We start from the raw sequence: 26,690 nt of genomic DNA, 5'->3' as shown, positions 1-26,690 counted from the left end.
TGCCGCCGGGCAGGGGAACGTCGCGTCGGCGAGAACTACGTAGCCGGGCCCCTACGTAATCCTTCGTCACGGGCGGGCACGAGGGCATCCGGCACAGCCCCAGGGGCCGGCGCCGCCGACGCTCCGCCGGTCGCCGCCCAGGAAGCGGCCGATCTCCAGAGCCGCCGCTTCCTGCCCTTCTTCTTCGGCTTCACCCAGATCTCCTCCGGGCTGTCCACCAACGGCGTCCCGTCCTGGGCCAGCCGGGCGGGACCAGGCTCGGGAGAGGCGGCCTCCGCTTCCGTGTCTGCCTCCGCTTCCGCTTCCGCGAGGCGGGCCCTGATCTGCTCGTGCAGGACAAGGACCGCCGCGTGCAGAGCGCCGAGCCGACCCGCCATCCCGGGATACTCCGCAAGGTGGTGAATCAAGATTTTGCGCTCCTGCGCGCCCGATGCCTCGTCCATGGCGTGCACCTCCCCGAGGTACCGGCGCACCCGGGCACGCATCTCCGCGATCTCCGCCCGGTGGCCGCGGAGTGGCCCAAGGACCTGGTCGAAGGCGTCGGCGGCCGCTGCCGGCCCCGTACCACGGCTGCGTTCCACCCGGTCGATGAGTTCACCCACCTCCTGGTGGGCGGCGGAGAGACCGCGCTCCAGCGACGTCAGGCCGGACAGCAGGTTCCGCTTGGCGTTCCCCTTCCGGTGCTGCCCCAGGTCCTTCTCACGGTCGAGCATGTTGTACGGCACGCCGAAGTTCTGCGCGATGTCCATGACCTCGTGAAGGGGGTGGTACGCGAGGGCGGACGTGTGGTCGTAATCGAGACGCCAGAAGGCGAACGCACCCCACGCCACCGCGCTCAGCTCCGTCACGGTGCCGCCGACGGCCTTCGCCAGACCGAGCATGCGCATGGCGGTGAACGAAGATCCGGCCCACACCGGGACGCGGTGCTGCCGGGCCAGCCTGGTGCTCTCGGCGTCCTCCGCCCGCGTCGACGGAAAGGCGACGGGGCGGTCCTGCGGGCCCGTGAACCTGATCTGGCCACGGTCCGAGGTCGTAGCGGCCCGCTCGCCCTCCTCGTCGATTGCGGTGGTGGTCACAGTCGCCAACTCCTCGTCGGGAACCGTGTCGTTACCCGCGGTGCGGGCGTTCCAGCGCTTGTGCGGGCCGAAGTACTCCATGAGGTCGTGCAGGACGATGATCTTGTCGCGGAAGGTGAACCGCGTGGGGTCGGCCAGCACCTTCCACATGCCGCCGTCGATCTCGGTACGCAGCCTGCGGCGGATGTGCCCGGGCATGTCCTGCCTCGCCTGGAGCACCCGGTCGAAGTACTTCTGGTAGTGGCCGAACTCATGCAGGTCGTCGTGCCCCGTGCCGGGCGTGCGCCCGGTCTCCAGCTCCTGCCGTACGTCGGCCCACTTCCGGCTCTCCCCGGCGAAGGCGTGCGCCCGCCGCGTCTCGATCCACTGCCGGATGCGCAGCAGCAGGGATTCCAGGTGCAGCTCGACGTCGCTGTTCTCCTTCACCTCGTGGGCCAGTTCCTTCTCCCGGTGACGGTTCTCCTTGGCCTCCACCCAGCCGATCAACGCCCGCGCGAGGTCGCTGAAATTGCCGTACACACGGTCCTGCTGCTTCGCCCCGAAATCCGGATGGGACTTCGCTCCCCGAGTGCCAGGGGTGTCCGCGACCCATTTGTGCAGCTGTCCCTTGATCTTCGACTCGTTGTGCCGAAGCGCCGCCTCTTCGCCGGGTGAAAGGCGGCGCTCCTTCGTGACCTCCCCGTAAAGGAAGGTCAGCAGCCCATCGGGGTCGGTGGAGCCGACGCGATCGCGCAGGTCCGTCTCACCGGGAAGCGCCATCCGCACCGTCCGCTGAACGACCCCCGTCTCCCGCCGCACCGTCTGCCGCCCCAGCCCTCCCGGACCGACGTCTCCTGCCGGCCCCGCCTGTTCCGCTGCCATCGCGTCCGGAGCCGGCGGCTGGCTCATGACCTCGTGCGCCTTGGCCTCGGCGGAACGTTCCCCCGCATCCCCGGGGCTGGACATTGTGGTCCCGTCCCCCTGGCTGGTGCCGGGTACAGCGCCGTTCTCCTGGTCGATGCTGTGCGCGAGTTCATGGGCGACGGTGTGCTTGTCCCGCAGCGCGGCCGGGGTGAAGACCATGTGGTTGCCCGAGGTGTACGCCTCGGCCCCGATCCGGGCGGCCGAGTCCTGCGCAACAGCATCGGTGTGCACGCGCATGTGCGAGAACTTCCTGCCGAACCGGCACTCCATCTCGGTACGCAGCGGACCGTCGAAGGGCTCCCCAGGAGTCCTCAGCACTTCCAGCACAGCCGACCGCCGCTGCACGACCGGGCCGTCCCCGCAGCCTTCCGCGTGCTCGTGGGCCTGAGCCCCTTGCTCCTGCTGACCCCGCGCGAGCCGCTGTACCACGGCGGCGTTCCCCGCCGCGCTCTGGAGAGCGACGATCATCTGCTGTTCCGTCAGCGGCGTCCCGGAGCCGGCCGCGCGCCGCCCGACCGCACGTGCGGGGGAGGCCGACGACCGCCCGGAGTGCTCCTGGCTCCGGCCGGCATGCGACCTTGGCCGTTCGTACATGCGTCTTCCCGCCTCATGCGTACGCGCCTCCCCGCCCGCGGTACAGCGGACACCGAGCACCCTTCTACGGGCCCGCACCCGCGCGTGAGAAGAGCCGAGAGGGCAATCCGGGCGGTCTGCGGGGCAGAAAGTGCGGCACCTCCGACCTCACCCGTGCCGAGCGGTCCTCTCAGTTCGGCCGAGCAGCCCTACGCATGGCGGAAGCCGGAAGCCGCTCCTGAAAAGGCGGCCGACGGCTCGCGCCGGAAGCCCGAGCCAGGCGGCTTCCGACGTGAGCCGTGAAGGCTGTTCACTACCTGAACAGGCGGTCACCGCTGTTGGCCATGCGGTGGCTGGCGCCGTGGCGGTTCACCCAGTCACGGATGAGGTTGATGGCGTTGGCGCACTGCCAGCTGTCGTTGTACTCGTGCTCGCCGGTGAAGTTGCCGTAGCCCGCGATGATGCCGTCCACCCGCGCATCGCCCAGCAGTTTGTCGACGTACCACGGATCGTTGTAGGTGGTCGTCCAGGACAGTGTGGCCGCGAGCTGACCAGCGGCACGGTCCGCTGCGCCCTTCTTCAGTTCCGCGCACGTGTTGTAGGTGGCTTCCGTGCAGTTGCCGAACCCCTTGGAGATGTTGGTGTCGCCGTAGTCCATCACCCGGCGACCGGTCGGGAAGCCGGAACCGGACCGGTTGAAAGCGTTGCGGACCTGATCGCGGGTTCCGGTCGTCGTGATGCCCTCCAGCTTGCCGAGCTTGCCTTCGAGGCTCTTCCAGCCCCTGCCGCCGACGTCCGGATTGCTGCCGCCGTGGTACTCGTAGAACCCGTAGAGCACCTGGATTCCGGCAGCCGTCAGCCGCTGCGCCTTGTCGCGCAGCCCGGCGACGCTGCACGTACGGTTCTGTGCTTCTCCGCAGTAGTTCGGGTCCTTGATGTCCAGCCAGACCAGCGTCAGCCGCCGCCCCGCGCCGGCGTTGGAGACGATGCGGTCGATCATGCTGTCGAAGCTGGGGCCCAGCCGGTTCTCTCCGGCCGAGGAACAGTCGTGCCAAGCGCGCCATTCGTTCGGGTTCCACCAGGCGCAGACATCGATCTCGATGGCGTTGGCGCCGTGTTTGAGCGCGGCGTCCACGCCGTCCAGGGTGTTGACCCGGTGTGCGATGGCATAGATCGCGTGCCGCTGGTCGGCTGCTGCCGCCGGGGTCGTACTGAGCGCGGTGGTACCGATGATCCCGCACAGGGCCGCTAACAGCGCCAGTAACATCCGCTGGCGGGCGCCACGTCGACGGTGGGTGGTCAAGATGGGTACTCCTTCAAGTCGGTGTCCGGGAACGTCCTGAAGCGGACAGGCGCGAAGTACGGCGGCGAAGGGCGATCACGTGCGCCGACGCCGCCGTCGTCGCGGGCAGGCGCGGTGCCGTCTCCGTGCGCTCGCCGAGCGGGGCACCGCACGCCGGTGTCGTCGCCGCTGATGAGCCCGCGGCGCTCCTCTTCAGTACAAGACGTGACGGCAACAAGCCGTCTATCCGGCGCGAAGCTATCGCGCCCGCCACAGTTCTCGTGCCATGTTCTCGGCCTGTTTGCAGCACCAAACAGCCATTTTCCGCACCGAGTCGGGCTCGGCGACCGTCCGGGTGCCGTCAGTGAGTGCATGCACGCTGAAACCAATGAACGCGCACAGACGGTTGCGCCGCCCGTCTCCCCAGCGTCTTGTGCGTACCCCGTGCTGCCACGACCCTGGTGCGGTGGCTCGCCTTTCCGGGCGCGGTATGGCGGCTGACGAGCCCCCGTCCGTGAGACGCGGCTGTCACCGTGACGCTGCGGCGGGTCGTGCGCGCGGATCGGACCTGCCGGGTCTGCCGCACCCGGTGCCAGGAGCACGGCCGGGCCGTGCCCATCGAACGAGAGGACGGTCCGCTCGTGTCCTTACCGAACGGTCCCTACGTCGGCCCGTCGTTCCTGGCGGTGGCCAACCCCGGGTTCGAGCAGGGCGAGCAGGGGTGGATCTGGGACGACGGCACCGGCGTCGCCACCGGGAATCCGCACACCGGCCGCCACAACGCCCACTTGGACGCCGGAAGGGGACGGCAGGTGAGGCAGGTGGTGACCGCGACCGGGAAGGGCTCGTACGACGTGTCCGCGTGGATCGCTGCGGGCGGTCCGCGCGGCGCGTTCCTCGTACGGGTCAACGGTGCACCGGCCGGCGAGGTCGCCATCGCGGACCGCTCCTTCTACTCCCGCCACACCGTCTCGCGGATCGCCCTGGGAAAAGGGGACCGGATGGAGATCGTGTTCTCTTCCGGCGATGCCTGGGTCGATGCCGACGACGTCATGCTGTCCCCCGCGGCCCCGGCCGACCCGCGGATCACCTCCTCGGATCCCGTGCTGGTGGAGATGTTCGAGTGGGCCAAGCGCAAGGCCAACAGCTGGGTTCAGCTGGCCGGCACCGTCGGGCCCCTGAACGTGGACGAGAGGAATCCCAGCGGGACCGGAACCGCCGCCTATGCCCCCTCGTACTGGGCCGGCTACGCACACCGGAGCGGCTACTACGCACGCGATACCGCCCATCAGGTCGTCGGAGCCCAGATCCTGGGGCTGAACGAAGAGAACAAGACCATGCTGGGCTCTTTCGCTGTCTCGGCAGTCGCCGCGCACGTGTATTACCCCGTCTGGTCGTACAACTTCGACGCCGAAACGTACCTGAGCATCGATTACCGCAGTCCCGAGTCGTTCGTGCGCGAGGTGCCCGCGCCCTTCGAACTGGTGGAGAAGACGGAACAGGCCCACCGGTGGAGCGGCGACGCCTTCTACGCCGACGACACCATGTGGGACTTCTGCCGACACGCCACCACGGAATTCGTCGAGGAGCACGACCGGATCAAACCCAACGGCGTCGCCGAGGGCACGGGGCAGGGCATTTTCCAGGGGGCGGCAAGCTACAACGAGAACAGCGGCGAGCAACTGGTGGAGGCCGGCGACGCGATCGCTTCCCAGTACCGGGCCTACCTGGCCGCCTCGGCCCTCGCGTCGGCCCGGGGTGAGGAGGAACAGGCCGCCCGGTACGCCGGCCGGGCCGCGGAACTGCGCAGGTATTTCCACCATGACTGGGTCGCGAACCAGGGGGCCGCGATGACACGCGCCTACTCCCTTTCCGGCGCACCGCTGTCCGGATGGGGCAGGGAGAACAGCTGGTTCATGCCCATGAAACGCCTGCTGCTGCCCGGGCCGCGCAACGACGCCTACCTCGACTACATCGACGAGATGGCCGGGGGAGTGGGAAAACCGGTGAACATCGAGGCCATCACGTACCTGCCCGACACCTTTTTCGCCAACGACCGCGACCGGCAGGCGTGGAAGTGGATGCGTTATGTCTACGACCACCGTGACGACCGCCATCCCGTCGCTGCGCAGGGCCTCAACGGCGATTACCCGGAAGTCGCGTTCACCCTCGTCTCACAGGCCGTCGAGGGACTGCTGGGTCTTCGCCCGGACGCACCCCGCGCTCGGGTGACCACCCGCTCGCACCTGCCACGCGGCATCGACTGGGTACGCATTGACAGCATCCCTGTCGGCGACGGCTTCTTCGGCTTGCGGCACGACGGCACCCACAGGTCCACGCTGACCAACGGCACTTCGAAGGTGTACGCGTGGCAGGCCCGTTTCCCGGGCGGCCACCGCGCCGTCAGGGCCGACGGCAGGCCGCACGAGTTCCGGCGGAAGACGATCCATGGAAGGGTCCACACCTGCGTGAACGTACGGGTACCGCCGGGCGGGACCGCGACCGTCGAAATCGTGCGCGAGTGACCGCGCCCACCCGGCCGACCTGAACAGCCCCGACGGCCGGACACCCCGTCAACCCGGAGATCGACGCCACGGTGGCGGTACTCGCCGACCAGACGCTCGTCATGGCGGAAGCTGCGGACGAGGCCGTGGGCGCCGGCACGGCCCTCGGCCCGTTCCACGGCGTTCCCTTCATGGTCAAGGACTCGCCGGACATGGCCGGTGCGGTGACCACGCGCGGTGCGACGCTGTTCGGGAACCACGTCGCGGGCGCCGACGCGACCGCGGTGGCCCGCCTTCGGGCTGCCGGGGGAATTCCGCCGGCCAAGACGAACCTGCCCGAGTTCTCCTCCCGGACCGAGGCGGGCAATCCGCTCGTCGGCCGACCGTTTCCTTCAACCTCACAGGACTGCCCGCGCCGGCTCTGCCGGTCGATGTCGACCTTTTGACCACGGCAGCAACATTGACCCCGGCATGCGCCGATACCTGGTTTCGCCATGTCAGGTTTCCTCGGTTACGGGATGCCGGACTGTGGAAGGTGTCCGGCCGGCTGCCGGTGGCCGATCGGTCGGCCCGAGGAAGCCCCGGTGCGGCGACGAAGGGCTGCGGGCGCCGGTCCGGCGGCCCCCGCCCTTCGGGGGCGGCGATCGGTCCGTGGTCCTGCCGCGGCCAGGAGCAGGCCTCGGCCCGCAGCGCCCGGCGGCGGCGTCCCGGCCGGGCCCGCACCATATCTGTGACCGCGAAATGAGAAATAGGAGCAGGGCGCGGTGAAAACATCTCGCACGGCGCACCGGTTGAAATTATCTACTATTCAGTTCCGGCCCCGGCGTGCTACTGTCGGTGTCAGTTGCAGTTGTGGTTCCCAAAACTCCAAGTGCCCCCATCGGCCGATCGGCCACCGGGAGGTGCTTTTGTATTTTCGGTCATTTTCCGGATGGGTTAATCATCGCAGCGACGCGGGGTCTGCACAGTGCGGGCCCCGGACACTGCCCCGAAGGAGAATTGACATGGCATCTGGCACCGTGAAGTGGTTCAACGCGGAAAAGGGTTTCGGCTTCATCGAGCAGGACGGTGGCGGCGCCGACGTGTTCGCCCACTACTCGAACATCGCCGCCCAGGGCTTCCGTGAGCTGCTCGAAGGCCAGAAGGTGAGCTTCGACATCGCGCAGGGCCAGAAGGGCCCGATGGCCGAGAACATCGTTCCCGCCTGATCTCGCGCCGTACGAGTGGGGGCCGCACCTCGGGGTGCGGGCCCCACTCGTAGGCAATGCGTCACCACCCCGCATGGCGGCGATTCGCGCCGCTGCGGTTTCCCGGTCCGTGGACCTCGTCGTCCGGCCGGTGTCCCGGCTCGGCCCCGGCGCTCCGTGGATGCGCCGATCAGGCCAGGCTTTTTTCCTGCCGTCCGGAGCGCACGGCACGTTTCAGCGGACAGCCCGTCGTTCTCCTTGCTGCTCGGGCCCGCTTGCACTACTGCTTTCATTTCGGCTCGTTCTCGCGATTCCCCGTACTGCTCGTCGTCTGCGGGAATTCCTTGATACGTGCCACATCGAGGAAGGTTCCGCATGAACCGCACACGCACGAATCGCACAGGTACGAGTCGCACACGTACGAACGACCGTTTCTCCCGCAGCCGTACCGGCGGCGCCGACGGGGCCGGGCGGGGCAGCGGCTCCCGCTCGTCCGCCTCCGGCCGCTCCCGCGGGTCGTCGAACCGCCCCGCCGGCCACGGTCGCCGGCCCGCCGCGATGCAGGGCGAGTTCGCGCTTCCGGAGACGATCACCCCCGCGCTGCCCGCGGCCGGAGCGTTCGCCGATCTGGACATGCCCCGGCAACTGCTCGCCGAACTGAACGTCCAGGGGATGCGCGTGCCGTTCCCGATCCAGGGCGCGACTCTGCCGAACACCCTCGCGGGCCGGGACGTGCTCGGACGCGGGCGGACCGGTTCCGGCAAGACGCTGGCCTTCGGCCTCGCGCTGCTGGCCCGCACCGCCGGACAGCGCGCCGAGCCCCGGCAGCCCCTGGCGCTCGTCCTCGTCCCCACCCGGGAACTCGCGCAGCAGGTCACCGACGCGCTCACCCCCTACGCCCGGTCCGTCGAGCTGCGCCTGACGACCGTCGTCGGCGGGATGTCGATCGGCCGTCAGGCCGGCGCGCTGCGCGGTGGCGCCGAAGTCGTCATCGCCACGCCCGGCAGGCTCAAGGACCTCATCGAGCGGGGTGACTGCCGGTTGAACCAGGTCGGCATCACGGTGCTGGACGAGGCCGATCAGATGGCCGACATGGGCTTCATGCCCCAGGTCACCGCCCTGCTCGACCAGGTACGGCCGGAAGGGCAGCGGATGCTGTTCTCCGCCACTCTGGACCGTAACGTCGACCTCCTGGTCCGGCGCTACCTCACCGATCCGGTGGTCCACTCCGTCGACCCCACGGCGGGCGCGGTCACCACGATGGACCACCACCTGCTGCACGTCCAGGGCACCGACAAACACGCCACCGCCACCGAGATCGCCGCCCGCGAGGGCCGGTCGATCATGTTCCTGGACACCAAGCACGCTGTCGACAAGCTCACCAAACACCTGCTGAGCAGCGGTGTACGGGCCGCCGCCCTGCACGGCGGCAAGTCCCAGCCGCAGCGCACCCGGACCCTGGCCCAGTTCAAGGCCGGGCACGTCACGGTACTGGTGGCCACCAACGTCGCCGCCCGCGGTATCCACGTCGACGACCTCGACCTCGTCGTCAACGTCGATCCGCCCGGCGACCACAAGGACTACCTGCACCGTGGCGGACGCACCGCCCGGGCCGGTGCGTCCGGCAGCGTCGTCACCCTGGTTCTGCCCAACCAGCGCCGGGGGATGGACCGCCTGATGGCCGATGCGAGCATCACCGCGCAGTCCACCCGGGTCCGCCCCGGAGAGGCCGAACTGCACCGCATCACCGGCGCCCAGGCCCCCTCCGGAATCCCCGTGACCATCTCCAGTCCGCCCGTCGAGCCTTCCCGGCGCAGCAGTTCCGCCAAGCGCGGCCGACGCGGCCGTACCGCGCGGGCCACGCGCCGCCCCGTCCAGCAACAGCCGTCTCTCGGCGCGGCGGCCTGAGCGAACGTTCATGAACAGGACGTCAGCCCGACCCCGCAGGAGGCACATGTGAGACTGATTCAGCTGCAGCCCCGTCCGGTGATCCCCGCCCCCGCCGGCACCACCGCAAGCGACGCCATGGACACCGCGGGGCCCCGGGTCTGGGACGACATGACCGTCGAGGTGGCCCTGTCCGTCATGGCCGGTGCCCGCACGGAACGCCTGCTGGTCTGTGACGACGACGGGCAGTGCACCCGCGTGGTCACCCAGGCGCAGCTCACCACCGCCCGCAACGGCTCCACGTACACCGACCAGGCCCGCCTGCGCGAGATCCCTGGCGGCAGCGGTCCCTTCGCCTCGACCCCGGCCGACGAACACGGCCGCCTCCTGGGCGTCCTGTCCCGCTGAACCGGCTCGACCCTGGCCGGCCTTTCTCCCACCTCTCCTTGCGAGGCCTCATGCGCTGTGTCATCGCCCGCTTTCCCTTCGACCTGACCAAGATCGGGGTTCTGCAATCGATGCGGGCGGTCAAGCCCGAACCGGTCACCGGCGAGTCCGTGATCATCGGCCGCCGCCACTACCCCCTCAAACAAGTGGGCCAGGTCATCACCGGCCAGGACCGCCGCGACTTCAGCGCCTCCGAAGTCCTGCGAGCCATGACCCGCCTCGGCTTCACCTGCCACTCCGCCCCCGTCGCCGCGCCCGCACCCGGCCTCAGCCCGGTCCAGAGGGCTTCCGCGATGCTCGGCACCTCCGAGTCGGCCTGACCGGCAAGACGCAGCTCCCCGGCGTACGCGCGGACGGCGCCCCGGCCGCCATCGGCGGACAGGGGGCGTGTCCGGCGTTCGTCATACGGTGACGTACGCCCTCGGCGGGCGGATGCGCACGCCGGCGCTCAGGAAACCGAGCTGTCCCGGTGTGTGCCGGGTTGCGACGGGCTTCGGTACTACCCCGCCCGGCGCCCACGGCGCAGGCCCGCAGCAGTCTGCTCAGCGCCTACTCCGCGTTCGGTGTGAACCGACTGCGAAGCCATACGGGCTCGGTGACGGACGTTGCGTACTCCCCGGACGGGCGCACGCCGGCCACCGCGAGCCTCGATCACACCGCCAAGCTGTGGAACCCCGCCACAGACCAGCTGACGGCCACCCCCCGCGGCCACGGCGGGCGCCGACAGATCCGTGCGCTCCTGGCAGGTCCGCACGTACCGTCCGCTCGCCACTCTCACCGGATACACCGGAGCGGTGACAGCGGTGGTCTTCAGCGCTGACGGCCAAAGCCTCACCAGCGCCGGCACCACCGTGTACGTGTGGAACACGGCACCCCGGCGGCAGACCGTCGTCTTCACCGCTCACCGGGCCACTGTGTCCGGCCTGGCGTTCTCCCCGGACAGCCGGTTCCTGGCGATGGCGGGTGACGACCACGCCATTCGTCTCTGGAACACGACGACCCGCCGGCTCGACGCCACTCTGTCCGGGCCCGGCGACGTCATGGACGCTGGGGCGTTCGCGCCCGACGGCCACCGCCTCGTCAGCGGTGGCGGCGACCACACCGCACGCCTCTGGGAACTCGACCCCGCCGATGTCGCCGCCCGCATCTGCCGCCTCGACGCCACCCGTCACCGGCCACAGCTCGCGATCGGTACGCCATGCCCGTGAAGCCGGCGGCCGTCCGTGCCTTCCACGGCCGCCCGCGGCACGGTGGTGACCAGCGTGCCGAGGCCGGCCGGTCCGGGTGATCGTGGCGGCCCCGGGGCTGCCGGTCACCCTGGCCGCCCCCGTGCCCCCTGCTCGGTAGGTCATCCGGTGGTTGCTTCGAACAGGGCGACACAGCCGTGTGTGGTGAGGCGGAAGGAGGCGAACCGGGAGGCCAGTGCCGAGTGCAGGTCTTCCAGGTGGTCGGAGGCGTTGTGGAAGATGCCGCGGCGGTTGAAGTACGCCATCAGGCGCCGTGCCGCGGAAGTGACCGGGACACCGTGGGCCACCACCGTGCTGCCGAAGACCCTCCCACCGGGACGGACGCAGGCGGCCGCATGGTCCAGAGCACGGGCCTTGTCCGGGATGGTGCCGGGCAGGCAGTGCAGCAGGAAGGAGAGTGCCGCCGAGTCGAACGAGGACGACGGGAGCGGCAGCGGGCGCAGAGCATCGGCCCGGTGGCTGCTGACGTCGTACCCCTTCAGCCTGCGGGCCGTGTACCGCAGGGAGTGGGGGTTCAGGTCGACCAGGGCGATGCGCCTTCGGGCGGACGGGGAGCAGGCCTGGAGCAGGTACCCGGTGCCGACGCCGATGTCGAGGTGGTCGTCCGTGATGTTGCGCTCGTACAGGTCGGTCATGCGCTGCGGGTGGCAACGCCAGAAGAAGCGGTAGTTGACGCCGAACACCAAGGGGTCGTATCCGTGCAGGGTCAGAGGTGAGTAGGGCGCCTGGCCCTCATGGACGGCGCGTGAGTCGGGGGCGCTCACGGGTTCCGCCCGGGGAGGCCGCGTGTGTCGGGTGGGGCGGGCGACGGGGGGCCGCCGGGTGCCGGAGGCGCTTCGGGGGCGCTGCCGTTCGCGGCCGGGTGGCCGATCCTGGCCAGTACCCGGTGTGCCAGGGTGGCGATGTCACCGGCGTTGGTGATCTCCAGGGTGGAGAAGTCACAGCCGATACGGTGCCGGATGGCCTGGGCGACTTCGGTGGCCATCAGCGAGTCGACGCCGAGCTGGTCCAGTGGCCGGTCCTCGGCCAGGTGCTGTGGAGAGTGGTGCAGTACCTTGGCCAGCACCTCGGACAGTGTCTCCACGGCCAGTGCATGTGCCTGTCCGGCCTCGGCGGCCAGCAGGCGTTGCCGCAGTTCGTCCGCCGAGCCCGTCGGTTCGCTGTCGGTTCCGGGCAGCACCGCCGCGAAGCGGGGGGTGTCCACCGCCGGCAGGATCTGCCGTACCCGTCCCCAGTCGGAGCGGTCGACGAACACCACGTCGGTGCCCCGGCACAGGTGCTCGTCGAGGGCGTCGAGCGCCTCCTCCGCGGTGATCGGGAGCCATCCACGGGCCTTCATCGCGCCGGTCAGTTCCTCCCGGGCGACGTACCCCGCGTCGCTGACCGGTCCGTAGGCCAAGGCGAGGGAGGGTTCCCCGGCGCTGCGCCGGGTGCGGGTCAAGGCTTCCAGGAAGAGGTTCGCAGCCGCGTAGTTGGCCTGCTGGAGGTTGCCTACGGTACCGGCGCCGGAGGAGTAGACGGCGAAGAAGTCCAGCCCCTGGCCGCGGGTGGCTGCGTCCAGGAGCATCGCTCCCAGCATTTTGGGTGTCAGCACCCGCTGCACCTGTTCGTCCGAGAGGCTTTCCAGCGGGTTGTCGTCCAGCACCATGGCGGCGTGCACGACTCCGCGCAGCGGATGCCCGCTCGCTTCGACCGATGCCAGCAGGCTCTGGACGGTGAGCGGGTCGGTGATGTCGGCAGGGGAGTCGTGCACGTGTGCTCCCAGGGACTCCAGCGTCGCTCGCAGTTCCGGGGCCCCGGGGGTCTGCGCGCCGCGGCGTCCCGCGAGCACCAGGTGGCGGGCGCCTCGCCGGGCCAGTTCCACTGCGGTGGCTGCTCCGAGACCGCCCAGCCCACCGGTGATCAGGTAGGTGCCGTGGGGATCGAGCCGTAGCGTCCGCGCGGGCCGGTCGAGGGGCGGCGGAGTGTCGAAGGACACCACGGCTTTGCCCAGGTGCTTGGAGCGGCGCATCGCCTCGAAGGCTTCCTGGACCCGGTCGGCCGGCCAGACCTGGTGGGGCAGGGGCCGGTAGGTGCCGTCGGTGATGTGGCAGGCCATCTGCGTGAAGGCGGCCCGTACCGAGGGCAGGTGTTCGGTGAGCAGCTGGTGGACGTCCACTCCGAAGTACGCCAGATTGTTGCGGAACGGGCGAAGCAGCAGGGGCGTGCTCGCGTAGATGTCACGCTTGCCCAGTTCCACGAACCTCCCGCCGGGACGGAGTTGCTCCAGGCTGCGGGGGATCGCCTCACCCGCGATGGAGTTGAGCACCACGTCGACGCCGCGCCCACCGGTCAGCTCGGCGATCCGGTCGGCGAAGTGCAAGCTCCGGGAATCCAGGACGTGTTGCGCCCCCAGCAGCCGCAGAAGGTCCCGTTTGGCGGGCGTTCCCGCTGTCGCGATGACGGTGGCGCCCCGGTGGTGCGCGTACTGCAGGGCGGCCAGGCCGACACCGCCCGCGGCCCCGTGGATCAGCACGGTCTCCCGCGGGCAGAGGCGTGCCAGGTGCTCCAGACTGTGCTGCACGGTGAGGAAGACCACCGGGAGGGTGGCTGCCTCGGTGAAGCTCATGTGGGCGGGGATCGGTCCGGTCTGGTCCGCGCGCGCCACCACGTGGGTGGCCAGGCAGTGCGAAGCGATGGCGTAGACCCGGTCGCCCGGTGAGAAGCCGGTGTCCGGGGAGCCGACGGCGGTCACTTCGCCGGCGCACTCCAGGCCCAGTGCGATGCCGTCGGGCGGGACGGCCTCGCCTCCGGGCGGGTAGATGCCGATCGTCATCATCACGTCGCGGTAGTTCAGGGCCGCGGCCCGTACGGCGATGACGACCTCTCCCGGGCCCGGCCGGGGTGCCGGGCCGGGCTCCCACGAGAGCCGGTGGTGCCGGTCGGGGACGTCCACGCGCAGGAGGCGCGGAGCCGCGGTGAGAGCGGCGCCGGGCGACGCCGGTGCGGGATCGACGAGACGTGCGGCGAACCGGCCGCCGGGTGTGAGCAGCAGTTCGTCCTCGTCGTCGGGGGACAGCAGTTCCCGTGCGAGGCGTGCCGCGTCGAGTTCCGGTTCGTCGCCCTGCTGCAGGGCTGTCCGCCGGACGGTCAGCCGAGGCTGTTCGTTGGCCAGAGTGCGGGAGGCGCCCCAGACTATGGCGTCTCCGGGGGCTTGGGGCACTTCGGGTGCCGCGAGCGCTCCGCTGGGCCTGGTGACCACGAACAGGGTGGGGTCGGCGTGGGCGGGCAGTGACGCGCAGGCGCGGGCCAGGTCACGCAGGACGCGAATGCGGTGTACGGCCTGGTCCATGACGGCGCGGTGGTCGGCTGGATCGGGCGGGGGCTGGTTCAGGAGCAGTACGAGGCCGGGCCGGCGGGCGTGCGCCGGGACGTACGCGGGCCACCGCGAGGCCGCTTCTCCGGGCTCGGTGACGTCGACCGGGCTGCCGGTGGCCTCGGTGAGGGCCTGTACCAGGTGCCGGGCCGGCTCGGCTTGCGGGCGCTCGGCGATGATCAGCCAGTGGTCGCTGTCACCGGTCTCAAGTGGCTGTGCCAAGGGGGCGGCACGGCATGGACGCCGGGCCAGCAGCAGGGAGTGGTTGCCGGCTGCTGAGGGATCGTCTTCGTCAGGGTCGTCGTTGAGACGTGTGACGTCGAGGAAGCCGCTCTCCCGCAACAGCGGCGGCCATGCCTGGGCAGGCAGCAGCGGGGAGGCGGTGCGGCGGTGGGTGTCGGTGAAGGTCCAGAAGCTGTCCAGGAGTCCGAAGCACAGGGCCAGCGACTCGGCATCGTGGATCTCGATGGCCAGCAGCTGGCCGTCGTCGGCCAGGAGCCGGTGCAGCCGTGTCAGGGTCGCGTGCAGGTCGGCGGTGGCGTGCAGCACGTTGGTGGCGATCACCAGGTCGAAGCTGCCTTCGTCGAAGCCCTGCTCGGCGGGGTCGTGATCGAGGTCCAGGGGCTGGTAGTGGATGAAGTCGTACTCCGAGAAGCGGGCCTGGGCCCGCGCGAAGAAGGCGGGAGAGATGTCGCTGAAGACGTACCGGGTGCGCTCGGCGGGCAGCAGGGGCACCAGCCGCGCGGCCGTGGCGCCCGTTCCCGCCCCCACTTCCAGCACCCGCAGGGCCCGGTCGGCCGGCCAGGTGGCGGCCAGGGCCGACACCACTTCGGCAGCACGCCGGTGATCGGTGCGCAGGGCCGGATAGTGGCTGTAGAAGTGTTCGACGAGGTGCTGGTCGGCTTCGCCGAAGAGCAGGTCGATCGCGTCGTGCGCACCGGTCAGCACCTGGGGCAGGTGCAGGCCGCAGCGGGCGAAGAGCGTCGTGGACATCGCCTGGCCGGGGAAGCGGTCGACGGTGCGGCGCAGCAATGCGTCGGGGCGCGGCGAGCCGGTCAGCCGCCAGGTGGTCCGGCGGCTGTCACCCGCCACCTGTTCGGCCAGCTGCCAACGCGAGGCCAGGCTGAGCAGCAGCTCACTCAGCGCGGTGTACTTCTCCAGCATTCCGGCGTCCACCAGGTCCGCCGCGGTGAACGAGGTGCCCGTCGGCGCGAACCGCGCGAGGGCCTGGGCGGCGAAGTGCGCGCTGCACTCTTCGAAAGCGGCGGTGAAACCGTCCGCGGTCCGTTCGGCCCGCCCGGTGCCGCTCCCGGCTCCGTGCGCGGACAGGCCGGCGCGGGCTGTCGCCCTTCGCAGCTCCGCGGGGGCGGGCAGCGGGCTCGGACCGTGGACGGGGCCGGGCCGGGGCTGGGCCCGCAGTGCCGGTACGAGGTGCCGGGGCGGCCGGACGGCGGCACCGGCGTAGCGGCGCAGCCGGCATCCGGTCAGTTCCAGTGACACGGTTCCGTCAAGGCCGGTCACGGTGATGTCCCAGCTCGCTTCGTGGGGGCCCCGCTCCCGGCTGCGGACATGGACCAGGCCCCGGGCGGCGGGCCGGCGCCACATCCGGACCCGGTCGATTCCGACAGGGAGGAAGGCGGCGCCGCCCTTCTCCGGGGCCGCCAGGAGGGGCGCGCCGGCCTGCAAGGCGCCGTCCAGTACGGCGGGATGGACCTGGTACTCGTCGCAGGGCAGGTCGCAACGGTAGACGGCCAGTACCTCGTCGGTACCGAGGTGGAGCTCGGTCAGGACCTGGAAAGCAGGCCCGTAGGGGAGTCCGGAGCGGGCGGCCCGCGCGTAGTGCTCGGCGGCCGACCATTGACCGGATGCGCGTTCGCGCACCGTACCGACCGGAGCGGAGGGCGGCGCGGGGGCCAGCAGCGGGCGGACGCGGCCCCGGGCGTGCGTCAGCCACGGCGCCCGTACGTCCGCCTGGCCGGCGATGCGCACCATCTGGTCGTCCTCGGAGAACGAGGTCAGCACCCGGACGCCGCGGCCCTCCCCGTCCCGGCCGATGACCAGGGCACGGGCGATGTCCACATAGTCGATCTCCACCGGCGCGGCGAAGAGGCGCTGTCCGACCGCCAGCATCGTTTCGACGTACGCGGCAGCCGGCAGTACGGCCTCCTCGCCGACGCGATGGTCTTCCAGCCAGGGCAGCCGGGAGGCGTCCAGGCTGCTCTTCCACACCGGTTCCGGTTCGGTCAGCCGCGCGCCGAGTAAGGGATGGGCGTCGTCCTGGGGCGCGTCGGTGTCCGCGCCGGTCCCGTTCCACCAGCGGCTCTCCCCCCGCCAGCGCTCCTCGTGCTGCCACGCGTAGGCAGGCAGGTCCGTGACCGCTCCGGGGTGAGGGAAGAAGACGTCCCACTGCGCGCGGGCACCCGCTGCCAAGACGTGGGCCGCCGCTGTGCGCAACGCTTCGGGCCCGTCACCGTCCCTGGTGCACGTGGCCGTGACGGTCGCCACGGAGCCGGCCGTCAGCCGCCGCAGGTACCCCATGAGGACAGGATGCGGGCCTACTTCCAGGAAGATGTCGCAGCCCTCGGCGCGTACGGCCGCGACAGCGTCGGCGAACCGCACCGGCCTGCGGACATTGCGCCACCAGTACTCCGCGTCCAGTTGCCCGTCGGCCACCGGCGCGCCCGTGACCGACGAGACCATGGGAACGGCAGGCAGAGCAGGGCGCAGAGAAGCCAGCGCCGCCCGCATCGGCTGTTCGACCGCGTCCATGTCCTTGCTGTGAAAAGCGTGGTCGATGTCCAGCAGCCGGAAGAACCCGCCGCGTCCGCTGACGGCCTCACCCAAGTCCCGGAGGGCTTCGGGGTCGCCTGTCACGGTCACGTCCCGGTCGCTGTTGATTCCGGCGATCTCCAGAGCTCCGCCGTAGGCGGCCAGCTCCTCCTGGGCGGTTTCGGCGGACATGCCGACCGCCGCCATCCGGCCCTTGCCGGCGGTGGGTGCCTGCGCCTGGCTGCGGACCAGGACCACTTCCGCCGCTTCCCGCAGGCTCAACGCGCCGGCCGTGCAGGCGGCGGCCGTCTCTCCCACGCTGTGCCCGATCACTGCGGCGGGCCTGATTCCGTAGGATTCCAGTACCGCTACGAGACCCAACTGCATGGCGAACAACAGAGGTTGCGCCACATCGGTCGACGAAATTCGCCAAGTGCCGGGCGCGGAGGACATCGCGGCCCGCACCGACCATCCCAGCCGCGGCGCGAGGACAGCGTCCACCTCGTTCACCGCCCGCGCGAAGGCGGGTTCGGTGGAGAGCAGGTCCGCCCCCATGCCGGCCCACTGTGAACCGTTCCCGGAGAAGACGAAACCCGTCTTCCCGTTCGGCGTCCGCTGCTCCACGGCGCCGCCGGCCAGGTGGTTTTCACCTCGGGCCACGGCCCGCAAGGTGGCTGCGGTCCGATCCGCCGTGGGTGCCAGGACGGCGGCACAGTACGGGTGGTGGCCTCTGCGCAGACATGTCGTATGAGCGACGTCGTAGAAAGCAGCGGCCGGACCGGTACGGTCGGCGACGCCGTCCGGAGCGGCCGCGGTGCTCGGGTGCCCGCTGGCGCCGGTCTCCTCCAGCCGGGCGGCGAGCCGCTCGGCCATGGCGCGCAACGCAGCCGGGGTGCGGGCGGAGACCAGCACGGGCAGCACCGGCGGAGATCCGCCCGGTGCGGTGGGGGCAGCGGTCCGGCCGTCGGCCGGCCGCGGCTGTGGGGCGGGCGGGGCGGCGAGTACCACGTGGGCGTTGGCGCCTCCGAAACCGAAGGAGTTGACTCCCACGACCGAGCGTTCCGTCACACTCAGCGGCGCCAGACGGAGCGCGGGCCGCAACTTCAGGTCTTCGAAGCCGATGTCGGGGCTGAGCGGCTCGGCGTGCAGGGTAGGCGGAACGGCCTGTTCGCGCAGGACCAGGAGGGACTTGAGCAGGCCCGCCATACCGGACGCGGCTTCCAGGTGCCCCATGTTGGTCTTGACCGATCCGATGGGCAAGGCGTCGCCGGTACGCCGTCGGGCGCTGAGGGCCCGGCCGATGGCCCGGCACTCGGCCGGGTCGCCCACAGGGGTGCCGGTGCCGTGCGCCTCCAGGTAGACCAGGTCGTCCGGGGTGATACCGGCCGACGCATACACCTTGCGCAGCAGTTCCTCCTGCGCGCCGGAGTTGGGCACCGCGAGCCCCGGAGTCGTGCCGTCGTTGTTCGTGCCGCTGCTCCGGATGACCGCGTGTATCCGGTCGTCGTCGGCCAGCGCGTCGCACAGGCGTTTCAGTACGACCAGGCCACCGCCTTCGGCACGGACGTATCCGTCGGCGTTCGCGGAGAAGGTCCGGCACCGGTGCGTGGGCGAGAGCATCGAGGCGGCCGCGAAGCCGGCGTACACGTAGGGGCTGATCAGGATGTTGATGCCGCCCGCCAGGGCCACCCGGCTGCGCCCGTGGCGTACCTGCTCGCACGCTTCGTGCACGGAGGTGAGCGCGGAGGAACACGCCGTGTCGATGGCCTGGCTCGGTCCGCGCAGATCGAACAGATGAGAGATGCGGTTGGCGGTGTTCGCCGCCGCACTGCCGGCGATGGCGTACGGGCTGTTGTCCTCGGGCCGGCAGGTCTGCAGGTCGATGTAGTCATGACTGGAGACCCCGACGTGGACGGAGGTGCCGGAGCCGGCGAGCCGGTCGGGCGCGATCCCCGCGTCGTCGAGCGCTTCGACGGCCATTTCGAGCAGGAGGCGCTGCTGAGGGTCCAGCCACTCGGCCTCGCGCGGCGAGATGTGCGAGAAGAACGACGTGTCGAATCCGCGGATACCGTCGAGGAACCCCCCGGCCGCCGTGTAGCTCTTCCCGGGATGCCGCCCCTCGGCCACGAACCGCCGCGTGTCGAAGCGGTCACCGGGAACGTCGGTGATCAGGTCCCGTCCCGCGGCGAGGGCGTCCCACAGCCCGTTCAAGGTGGTGATGCCGCCGGGGAAGCGGCAGGCGACGCCGACGATGGCTACGGGCTCAATGTCATGACCATGACTATCAACTGACACTGGCTGTCCCTTCGGGAAGCGAGCGGCGTTTGCGGCATGTGACGGCTACCGGCCGGCCACCGCCCTCGGTGCGCGGGGCGCAGAGCCCGGCGTCGATCGGCGATCGCGCTCAACCGGTACACAAGGTGGGGGAGTGACCCCAGGGGCATCGTGGGAGGTGGCACCCGATGAGAACGCGCCTGCCGCGAGAAGTCCATGGACTAGACCTGGACAGCATGGCCGAGATCGAGAGCAGCCAGGTCAATCGGCCAACCCCGCTGCCATCGCCGCGCCCCTGCCAAAACCTGCCCGGCTCTCTCACCGTCCGGCCGCGCGACCTCGCAAGTCGGCCTCCGACGGAGCTGATCGATTCATGCGGAGTTCCTCGGCGGATCTCCGGCGGAAACAGCGATACGCCTGGCCAGGAGCGGGCCGTCCGGCAACGGAAAAGGGCTCGATCCTTGCCGTTGACAAGCCACTCCAGCCGCTGCACAGTGGCGGAGCCTCACCGGCCCCGGCTCGCACCAGAGCCCGGCGACCGGCCGACAGCACCGGCACAGGCACCTGAGACGTGGTGAATCCCTGAGAAGGTGACCGCATGCGAACCGCCGCCCGCCGGCACGGCATTCCCACCGCCGCCGGCGCCCTGCCGCTGCTCGGACACTCGGGACGGCTTCTGAGGAACCCCCTCGGATTTCTCGCGGAATGCCGCAGGACCGGCGACCTCGTGAGAATCCGCGTCGGGCCGAAACCAGCCGTCCTGGTATGCCGCGCTGACCTCGCACGTGCTGTGCTCGTCGAGCAGGCACAGCACTTCGAAAAGGGCGGCATCATATTCGAGCACTTACGGCCGATCTCCGGTAATGGTCTGTTCACCGTGGACCGGGCGAACCATCTGCACGACCGCCGCCTCATCCAACCGGTATTCACCCGGCCGGCGATCTCCCGCTACGTTCCGGTGATGAGCGAGGAAGCACACCGGCTGAGCGCCGCCTTCCACAACCGCGCCGCCGTCGACATCAAAGCCGAGACCCGGCTGGCCACCATCCGTATCCTCATCCGCTCCATATTCCCCACCGCGCGGCCGGAACAGGTCACACGCTTCCTGAAACTCCTCGACATCGTGTTCGCAGGAGTTTACGCGCGGATCGCGGTGCCGATAGCCGCCGCACACCGGCTTCCACTGCCGCGCAATCGCCGGTTCGAGCATGCGCTGGCCCTGGCCTGGGCCACCGCCGGGGAGATCGTCGCGCAGGCCCGGACGGACAGCGGCCGGTCGGTGGACGCCACCGGATTCCTGCCGGCGTTCATGCGCGCACGTCCCGATGGCAGCCGGCCGGGATTCACCGACGCCCAACTGCGCGACCAGGTGATGTCCTTGCTTCTGGCCGGAGCGGAGAACGCCGCCACCGTCGTCTCACTGGCCTGTCACCACCTTGCCCACGCACCTCGGCACGAACAACTGCTGCACGCCGAGGTGGACGAGGTGCTCACCGGGCAGGCCATCGGCGCCGAGGACGTGGGCCGGCTGCCTCGTACCTCGCGGACGGTCACGGAGATCCTGCGGATGTATCCACCCGTGTGGGCCCTCGACCGCAGGGCCCAGCAGACCGTCTCCCTCGGCGAGCACCGTCTGCCGGCCGGCACCGACGTGGTGATCAGCCCCTACCTCTTCCACCACGATCCGGCACTCTTCCCCGACCCGGAACGTTTCGATCCGGACCGCTGGGACCGCGACGGCATGTCCGAAGCGGCCCGGGACGCCTTCCTTCCCTTCGGCGCCGGCAGCCGCAAATGCCTGGGGGACAACTTCGGCATGGCCGAGGCCACTGTCCTGCTGGCCGCCATCGCCCGCTCATGGCGTCTGCGCCCGGCACCGGCGTCCCGAGTACGGATCTTGGCGCACGCCCCCCTGACGGTGAAGAGCCTGAGGATGACCGCGGACCCGCGCCTGAGCCCTGACGCGTGGCGCTGATCCGCCGGCGGCTGAGCTGTCCGCGGTTCCGAGGGGCCGAGGTGACGGCTCCGGGCAGGAGGGTCCCCAGGCCGTTGCGGACCAGGGCACGCTCGACCGGCTCACTGGTGGCTGCCGGCTCCAGCCGTCCCTGTACGGCGTGTAGGGCACCTCGCACGCCCAGGAGCGTGTAGAGGCTGGCGTTGTCGCACCAGGTGACGCCGGACAAGTCGAGCCGCAGACGGTGGTTGCCGGATTTCAGGTGAGTGACGGCGGCCTGGCACAGCAGCTCTACCGTGTGCACGTCGAACTCGCCGGTGAGGACCAGGGCCGTCGTGCCGTCGGCGGCAGAGCGGTGGATGGTCAGCCGGACATCGGGCGGCTCGGTGAGCGGACGCCGGTGAAGGGGGGCTGTGGGGCGCGGGCTGGTGCTCATCACGCCCTCCAGGAAGCCGCCGGATGGGCCCATGGCCCTCTTCACCGCCGACCAGACTTCCCGGCACACCAGCGCGCCGAGGCGCGTTCGGGCCACCGTAACGGCCGCAGCTCCGGCACGGAAGGTGATCTGCCGTTTCGCTCCGAGGTTCGGCGTACGACGCAGATGCGCGCCGGTGCCCGCTCACCTGCCCGGTTTCCGGGCGGGAGAAGGGCCGGGGCCACAGCGGACGGTGGGTGGCGGGGACGGAGCCGGTCGTCGTCGGGAAGAACGTTTCGGAGGAGCAGTCGAGTTCACCGGGGACTCGCAGATTTCAGCACAGGCGTCACGACTGGTGACGGTGGTGACGGTGGTGACGGCCGGCGGCCCTTGTGCGGCCGGGCCGCCCGGCCGGCCTTTCCGATGTCGCGCCGTACCTGCCGGGAACCGGCCTGCTGCCAAGACGGGCGTACGACCGCCGACCGGCCACCGGTCGATCGGCAGCGGCCGTTCCGGGTACGTCGTCCGCAGCCCCGGCATTTCAGGCTGGGCCCAAGGGGCCATCGGCGCCTTTGAGTTGTGCCGACGCGGGCACCACCGGCAGCGCCTTGGTCAGATCGTCGGTGCTCGCCGGGCCCCGGCAGGGCACCAGGCGGCTGCGGACCCGGTAGCGGGCGCGCCCGCCGTCCGGGTGGGCCCTGAGGCCCACGGTGACCGGACCGGCGAAGCTGTAGGACCGCTCGGCGGCGTAGCGCCGGACCTCGGCGGCCAGCTCGGGGCCGAGCCGCTCCTGGTGGCCGGCCAGCCGCCGGTGGCTGGCCGCGGGCAGCTCGACGGTGAAGCAGTTGGGCACCACTGTGCGCCCCCGCCCCACGATCAGGGCATGGTCATCGCACTCCCGACGCAGCCGGATCACGACGTCCAACGGTTTCTTCCCGGGCTTGCGCACGGTGGTCCACGCGGCGGCTGTCCAGCGTTCCATGGCCCGTTCGAATCGTCCGATCATGTTCATCCCTGGCACCTGTCCGTCCGCACTCCGGCCGTGTTCGCCCATCCGGGTGGTCCCCGGGGCTCCTGGGTTCAACGGCCGTCCCCGGCTCCCCGACACGCCCCACCCGGCGGCCGCTCGCACGGGGCTTCCCCGGGCCAGGACGACCGGCGTTCCCGTTCCGGGCAGACGGCACGTCCGCTGTGCAGTTGGGGAGTTCCGGTGACGGCCGGGTTGGCGACCGGATGGAGCGGGCATGTGCGTCAGATCGGACCGGCCGCTCACCACGAGCGGCCTCGCCGGCCCGCGCCGCGGTCCGGTGGCGGTCCGGGGGAGGGAAGTGGTGGCGATGCGCCCGTACCGGCGTGCACCTGCCCGACGGCGCAGGGACCGAGTGGAATACACCCTGCCGGACGATGCGGAATCGGCCCGCTAGGCACGGCAGTTGACCACGGCGTTTCTCACCGGCCGTGGTACCCCCGCCGGGGCGTGCGGGCAACTGGACGACGCCCGGCTGATCGTCTCGGAGCTGGTCGCCAACGCCGCCGAACACGGTCACAGCGCCTGCCGCCTGCGGCTCCGCGTCGATCACGGCGAGCTGACGGTGGAGGTCCATGACGACAGCCCGCTGTACCCCCGCGCCGGGAGGCTGTCGCCGTGGGCGGAGAGCGGGCGCGGCCTGGCGATGGTGCGGCTGCTGGCGAGCCGCTTCACCGTCACCGGTGACCGGGGCGGCGGCAAGACCGTCCGCGCGGTCCTGGCCGCCTGCTGACCACTCGCACCGGAGCCCGCCGGGCCGACAGGCCGCCTGCCCGGCCCGGGGCGCTGACCGGGTACCGCAGGACTCCCGGGCCGCTGACCACGCGGCAGGGGAGGACGGGCTACGGGTGGCCGACGCGCCGGCCGACCGGCTCCTGGCCTGGCGGCCGGATGCCGGGGACTCCCGGACGGGCCGGGTGACGTCCGGCACGGGGCCGCTGCCTTCAGCGGGCGCCTGCGCACCGAGGAGTCGCGGCATGAGCCGAGAACAGAGGATCGCAGAAACCTTCGGGTTCCTCGCCGCCCTCGTCATCACCGGGTTCCTCTGACACCAGGCCCGTGCCCTGTGAGTGCCCCCCAGAGCGTACGGCAGCCCCGGGAGAGGTTTCCGATCGCCTGAAGCAAAGAAGTTCGGCGGCACCCGATTGAGCAAATCTGTCTTGGCCGGAGTAGACATGGAGGCTTTTCGGGGTTAACGTCGTGACGTAGCCAAGAGATCGAGAAGGCGCGGCAGGGGTGACCTGCCGCACGCAGGACCGCAGTAGGCGGCCCGGCGGCGGAGTGGCGGGGCCGATGATTCCAGGGTCCTTCCGCTGGTCGCCGGGCCGGGCGGCCCGGTGCAGGGGCCGCAGGCAGTACCGCAGTGACAAACAGGTTCACCAGCACGAGAGAAGAAAGAAGGAGGCAGACGCCATCAGGATCGCCCGGGCCGGAAACGGGTCTGCCCGGGTACCGCAGGCCCCGGAACGGAAGGTGGTCTCACGGTCACGCATCCGCGATCCCCGCACTCCAGCCCCTGCCTTCAGGGGCGGCGCGGAAAGATGAGTCCGGCAGTGCAGTAAGCCGGCAGATGGTGTTTCAATCCTCGGGGCCCTGGTGCCGTACGGCACCAGGGCCCCTCGACGCGTTCCCTGACAGATTCCACAGATACGACAGAGGTGCAAGTGACCGCAGAAAACTCCCTGGGCCGTCTCGATGACGATGATTACCCCGCCTACACGATGGGCCGCGCCGCCGAAATACTCGGCACCACCCCCGGCTTCCTGCGCGCCATCGGCGAAGCCCGCCTCATCACGCCCCTGCGCTCACAGGGCGGACACCGCCGCTACTCCCGGTACCAGCTCAAAATCGCCGCCCGCGCCCGCGAACTCGTCGACCAGGGCACCCCCATCGACGCCGCCTGCCGCATCGTCATCCTCGAAGACCAGCTCGAAGAAGCCCAGCGCATCAACGAAGAACTGCGCCGCTCCGCCGCCGAGCCCCGCCACCCGGCCGACGACTGACCCGTTCGCCTGCCTGCCTGCCTGCCCGCAAAGAGCCTGCGCCCTGAGGGAGCACCCGCCCGGCGTTCAGCGGCGCGGGGGCCGGGCGGGCGTCTTGTGTGTCACCGCGCCAGAGGTGTGGACATCCGCCTGGGCCGGACGCTTCGAAAACCAACCGCCTGAGCGTGCTCCTTCGGCGAACCGTGTTGCCGCGGCAGCGTCCCGGCCAGAAGAACGGGCCGCCGGGGGAGCGCCTGCGGCCGGGGTCGCACCCTGACGAGGGAGTGCGGCCCCTTCGCGCTCCACATCGGGCGCTGGAAGTGCAGGGTCCTGGATATCGCCGAGGCCGCGCGTGAAGACGAACTTCGTCTGCCGGTCCGGGCTGACACCGGCCGCCCAGAGCTCGTTCTCGACGGCGACCAGTCCAGGGCCCTGCGCCGGGTCCTCGTCTTCGAGCTGTCCGACGGTGACCGTGTACGGGGCACCCGGCACGGGTTCCGTCGCCTCGACGGTCCACTCCTGGAGGAACGAGGGGTACTGCGGGCGGTCAGCGAGGAGGAGATTGCCGGACTGCGGGCGACAAGCCGGAACCTCTGGGTCAGACTTGCTTGTAGAGCCAGGTGTTCACCCTGTGGCGTGAGGGGTTTCCGTGCTCGATGTGCCGATCTGGCTGTGGGTGGCGTTCGCCGTCACCGTGGTCGTGTCGCTGGCCGTGGACCTGCTGGCGCACCGGGAGGCGCATGTCATCGGGTTCAAGGAGGCTGCGGCCTGGAGCGGGGTGTGGGTCGGTCTCGCCGTCGTCTTCGGCGCCGTCGTCTTCCTGGTGCTCGGCGCGTCGCCGGGGGTGGAGTACACCACCGCGTGGCTGCTGGAGAAGAGCCTGTCGGTCGACAACCTGTTCGTCTTCGCGCTGATCTTCGCCTATTTCCGGGTGCCGCGCGCCTACCAGCATCGTGTGCTGTTCTTCGGCGTCATGGGCGCGCTGGTCTTCCGAGGCGTCTTCCTGGCCGCCGGAGTGGCCGTGGTCAGTCGGTTCACCGCGGTGCTCTTCGCCTTCGCGGCCGTCCTCTTCTACAGCACCTACAAGATCCTCAAGGGGGAGGAGGAGAGCTTCGACCCGGGCCGGAGCATCGCCGTGCGGCTGCTGCGCAAGATCGTGCCGGTCCGGGACGAGTACGCCGGGATGAGGTTCTTCGTCAAGGAAGCCGGCCGGCGGATCGCCACCCCGCTGCTCGCGGTCGTCGCCGCGATCGAGGCGGCGGACTTGATCTTCGCCGTGGACAGCGTGCCCGCCGTCCTCGCGGTCAGCGATGACGCCTTCATCGTCTACACCAGCAACGCCTTCGCCATCCTCGGCCTGCGCGCCCTGTACTTCCTGCTCGCCGGGCTGCTGGACCGGTTCCGCTACCTCGGCAAGGGGCTGGCGCTCATCCTCTCCTTCATCGGCGTGAAGCTGATCCTCCAGGCCTCCCACAAACTCTTCAGCAGCAGCGTTCCGGAGATTCCGTCACCGGTCAGTCTGGCGGTCATCGTCGTCGTCCTGGCGGTGGCCGTCATCTTGAGCGTGAGGCTTCCGGGCCCGCCCGACCGGCACGGTGTCGCCCCTGGGCCGGCCGGCGACAGGCCGGGGCAGGAGCTGCGGAAACCGGACGGTCCACCGCGGGGCGGCTGAACCGCCCACGCCCACCGGCCTGGGCCTGTCGTTTCTCCGGTTTATGGAAAAGTTCTACCAAGGGTTGGCAAAAAGGGCTATCGTTGCCTTATGGACAGAGCTGAGCATGCGACGACACCGCAGGCCGGAAACGTCT

The 26,690-nt window shown here is 70.5% G+C and carries 17 protein-coding genes and 1 pseudogene; 12 read left to right on the top strand and 6 right to left on the bottom strand.

Annotated elements, in window-relative coordinates; all coding sequences use genetic code 11:
• Positions 1-35: 35 nt before the first annotated feature.
• Positions 36-2,447, bottom strand: coding sequence for an eCIS core domain-containing protein (locus tag ACZ4Z1_RS18950; protein ID WP_468487724.1), 2,412 nt, complete (start codon positions 2,445-2,447; stop codon positions 36-38).
• A 418-nt stretch (positions 2,448-2,865) separates the two neighbouring features.
• Positions 2,866-3,855 (bottom strand): PI-PLC domain-containing protein, encoded by a 990-nt coding sequence (locus tag ACZ4Z1_RS18945; RefSeq protein ID WP_468487723.1) that lies wholly within the window; start codon positions 3,853-3,855, stop codon positions 2,866-2,868.
• Between the two features lie 620 nt (positions 3,856-4,475).
• On the opposite strand from ACZ4Z1_RS18945, the gene ACZ4Z1_RS18940 reads away from it, so the two are divergent.
• The 8 genes from ACZ4Z1_RS18940 to ACZ4Z1_RS18905 all read left to right on the top strand — a co-directional run bounded on the left by ACZ4Z1_RS18940 (position 4,476) and on the right by ACZ4Z1_RS18905 (position 11,067).
• The gene (locus ACZ4Z1_RS18940; protein ID WP_468487722.1) at positions 4,476-6,359 is read left to right on the top strand and encodes a hypothetical protein; all 1,884 of its coding nucleotides are present in this window, start codon (positions 4,476-4,478) and stop codon (positions 6,357-6,359) included.
• A 59-nt stretch (positions 6,360-6,418) separates the two neighbouring features.
• Complete coding sequence (locus tag ACZ4Z1_RS18935; protein WP_468487883.1) at positions 6,419-6,784, top strand: amidase family protein; 366 nt, start codon at positions 6,419-6,421, stop codon at positions 6,782-6,784.
• Between the two features lie 558 nt (positions 6,785-7,342).
• On the top strand, positions 7,343-7,546 hold the full coding sequence (locus ACZ4Z1_RS18930; protein WP_398346036.1) for a cold-shock protein: 204 nt from the start codon (positions 7,343-7,345) through the stop codon (positions 7,544-7,546).
• A 354-nt stretch (positions 7,547-7,900) separates the two neighbouring features.
• On the top strand, positions 7,901-9,433 hold the full coding sequence (locus ACZ4Z1_RS18925; protein ID WP_468487721.1) for a DEAD/DEAH box helicase: 1,533 nt from the start codon (positions 7,901-7,903) through the stop codon (positions 9,431-9,433).
• A gap of 48 nt (positions 9,434-9,481) precedes the next feature.
• Positions 9,482-9,820 (top strand): CBS domain-containing protein, encoded by a 339-nt coding sequence (locus tag ACZ4Z1_RS18920; protein ID WP_468487720.1) that lies wholly within the window; start codon positions 9,482-9,484, stop codon positions 9,818-9,820.
• A 50-nt stretch (positions 9,821-9,870) separates the two neighbouring features.
• Positions 9,871-10,179, top strand: coding sequence for an SCO5918 family protein (locus ACZ4Z1_RS18915; protein ID WP_468487719.1), 309 nt, complete (start codon positions 9,871-9,873; stop codon positions 10,177-10,179).
• 149 nt (positions 10,180-10,328) lie between these two features.
• The gene (locus tag ACZ4Z1_RS18910; RefSeq protein WP_468487718.1) at positions 10,329-10,679 is read left to right on the top strand and encodes a WD40 repeat domain-containing protein; all 351 of its coding nucleotides are present in this window, start codon (positions 10,329-10,331) and stop codon (positions 10,677-10,679) included.
• Positions 10,591-11,067, top strand: coding sequence for a WD40 repeat domain-containing protein (locus tag ACZ4Z1_RS18905; protein WP_468487717.1), 477 nt, complete (start codon positions 10,591-10,593; stop codon positions 11,065-11,067). Before ACZ4Z1_RS18910 ends, ACZ4Z1_RS18905 begins: the two co-directional genes overlap by 89 nt.
• Before the next feature lie 140 nt (positions 11,068-11,207).
• On the opposite strand, the gene ACZ4Z1_RS18900 is transcribed toward ACZ4Z1_RS18905, so the two are convergent.
• Positions 11,208-11,870 carry a class I SAM-dependent methyltransferase gene (locus tag ACZ4Z1_RS18900; RefSeq protein ID WP_468487716.1) on the bottom strand — a complete coding sequence of 221 codons (663 nt, stop codon included), beginning with the start codon at positions 11,868-11,870 and terminating at the stop codon, positions 11,208-11,210.
• Entirely contained in the window at positions 11,867-19,525 is a 7,659-nt protein-coding gene (locus ACZ4Z1_RS18895; protein WP_468487715.1) for an SDR family NAD(P)-dependent oxidoreductase, read from the bottom strand. Before ACZ4Z1_RS18895 ends, ACZ4Z1_RS18900 begins: the two co-directional genes overlap by 4 nt.
• A 577-nt stretch (positions 19,526-20,102) precedes the next feature.
• On the opposite strand from ACZ4Z1_RS18895, the gene ACZ4Z1_RS18890 reads away from it, so the two are divergent.
• The gene (locus ACZ4Z1_RS18890; protein WP_468487714.1) at positions 20,103-21,479 is read left to right on the top strand and encodes a cytochrome P450; all 1,377 of its coding nucleotides are present in this window, start codon (positions 20,103-20,105) and stop codon (positions 21,477-21,479) included.
• Positions 21,480-21,555: 76 nt separating this feature from the next.
• On the opposite strand, the pseudogene ACZ4Z1_RS18885 reads toward ACZ4Z1_RS18890, so the two are convergent.
• Together ACZ4Z1_RS18885 and ACZ4Z1_RS18880 are read right to left on the bottom strand one after the other, a co-directional pair.
• A pseudogene (locus ACZ4Z1_RS18885) lies at positions 21,556-21,894 on the bottom strand (STAS domain-containing protein); the annotation flags it as partial.
• Between the two features lie 520 nt (positions 21,895-22,414).
• The gene (locus ACZ4Z1_RS18880) at positions 22,415-22,879 is read right to left on the bottom strand and encodes a DUF3662 domain-containing protein (RefSeq protein ID WP_468487713.1); all 465 of its coding nucleotides are present in this window, start codon (positions 22,877-22,879) and stop codon (positions 22,415-22,417) included.
• Between the two features lie 427 nt (positions 22,880-23,306).
• Between ACZ4Z1_RS18880 and ACZ4Z1_RS18875 the strand changes: the two genes are divergently transcribed.
• The 3 genes from ACZ4Z1_RS18875 to ACZ4Z1_RS18865 all read left to right on the top strand — a co-directional run bounded on the left by ACZ4Z1_RS18875 (position 23,307) and on the right by ACZ4Z1_RS18865 (position 26,554).
• A complete protein-coding gene (locus ACZ4Z1_RS18875) occupies positions 23,307-23,633 on the top strand; it encodes an ATP-binding protein (RefSeq protein WP_468487712.1) in 327 nt (108 codons plus the stop codon).
• A gap of 931 nt (positions 23,634-24,564) precedes the next feature.
• Positions 24,565-24,903, top strand: a complete 339-nt coding sequence (locus ACZ4Z1_RS18870) for a MerR family transcriptional regulator (protein WP_468487711.1) — start codon at positions 24,565-24,567, stop codon at positions 24,901-24,903.
• Positions 24,904-25,531: 628 nt separating this feature from the next.
• On the top strand, positions 25,532-26,554 hold the full coding sequence (locus ACZ4Z1_RS18865) for a TerC family protein (RefSeq protein ID WP_468487710.1): 1,023 nt from the start codon (positions 25,532-25,534) through the stop codon (positions 26,552-26,554).
• The last annotated feature ends 136 nt before the right edge of the window (positions 26,555-26,690 follow it).

The organism is Streptomyces sp. NPDC030165, assembly GCF_055573595.1.
This window is presented reverse-complemented; position numbering and strand designations above follow the sequence as displayed.

Coding starts and splice junctions, on each gene's coding strand:
- ACZ4Z1_RS18930 (WP_398346036.1), top strand. CDS start 7,343: ATGGCATCTGGCACCGTGAAGTGGTTCAACGCGGAAAAGGGTTTCGGC.
- ACZ4Z1_RS18925 (WP_468487721.1), top strand. CDS start 7,901: ATGAACCGCACACGCACGAATCGCACAGGTACGAGTCGCACACGTACG.
- ACZ4Z1_RS18950 (WP_468487724.1), bottom strand. CDS start 2,447: ATGATCGTCGCTCTCCAGAGCGCGGCGGGGAACGCCGCCGTGGTACAG.
- ACZ4Z1_RS18880 (WP_468487713.1), bottom strand. CDS start 22,879: ATGATCGGACGATTCGAACGGGCCATGGAACGCTGGACAGCCGCCGCG.
- ACZ4Z1_RS18890 (WP_468487714.1), top strand. CDS start 20,103: ATGCGAACCGCCGCCCGCCGGCACGGCATTCCCACCGCCGCCGGCGCC.
- ACZ4Z1_RS18915 (WP_468487719.1), top strand. CDS start 9,871: ATGCGCTGTGTCATCGCCCGCTTTCCCTTCGACCTGACCAAGATCGGG.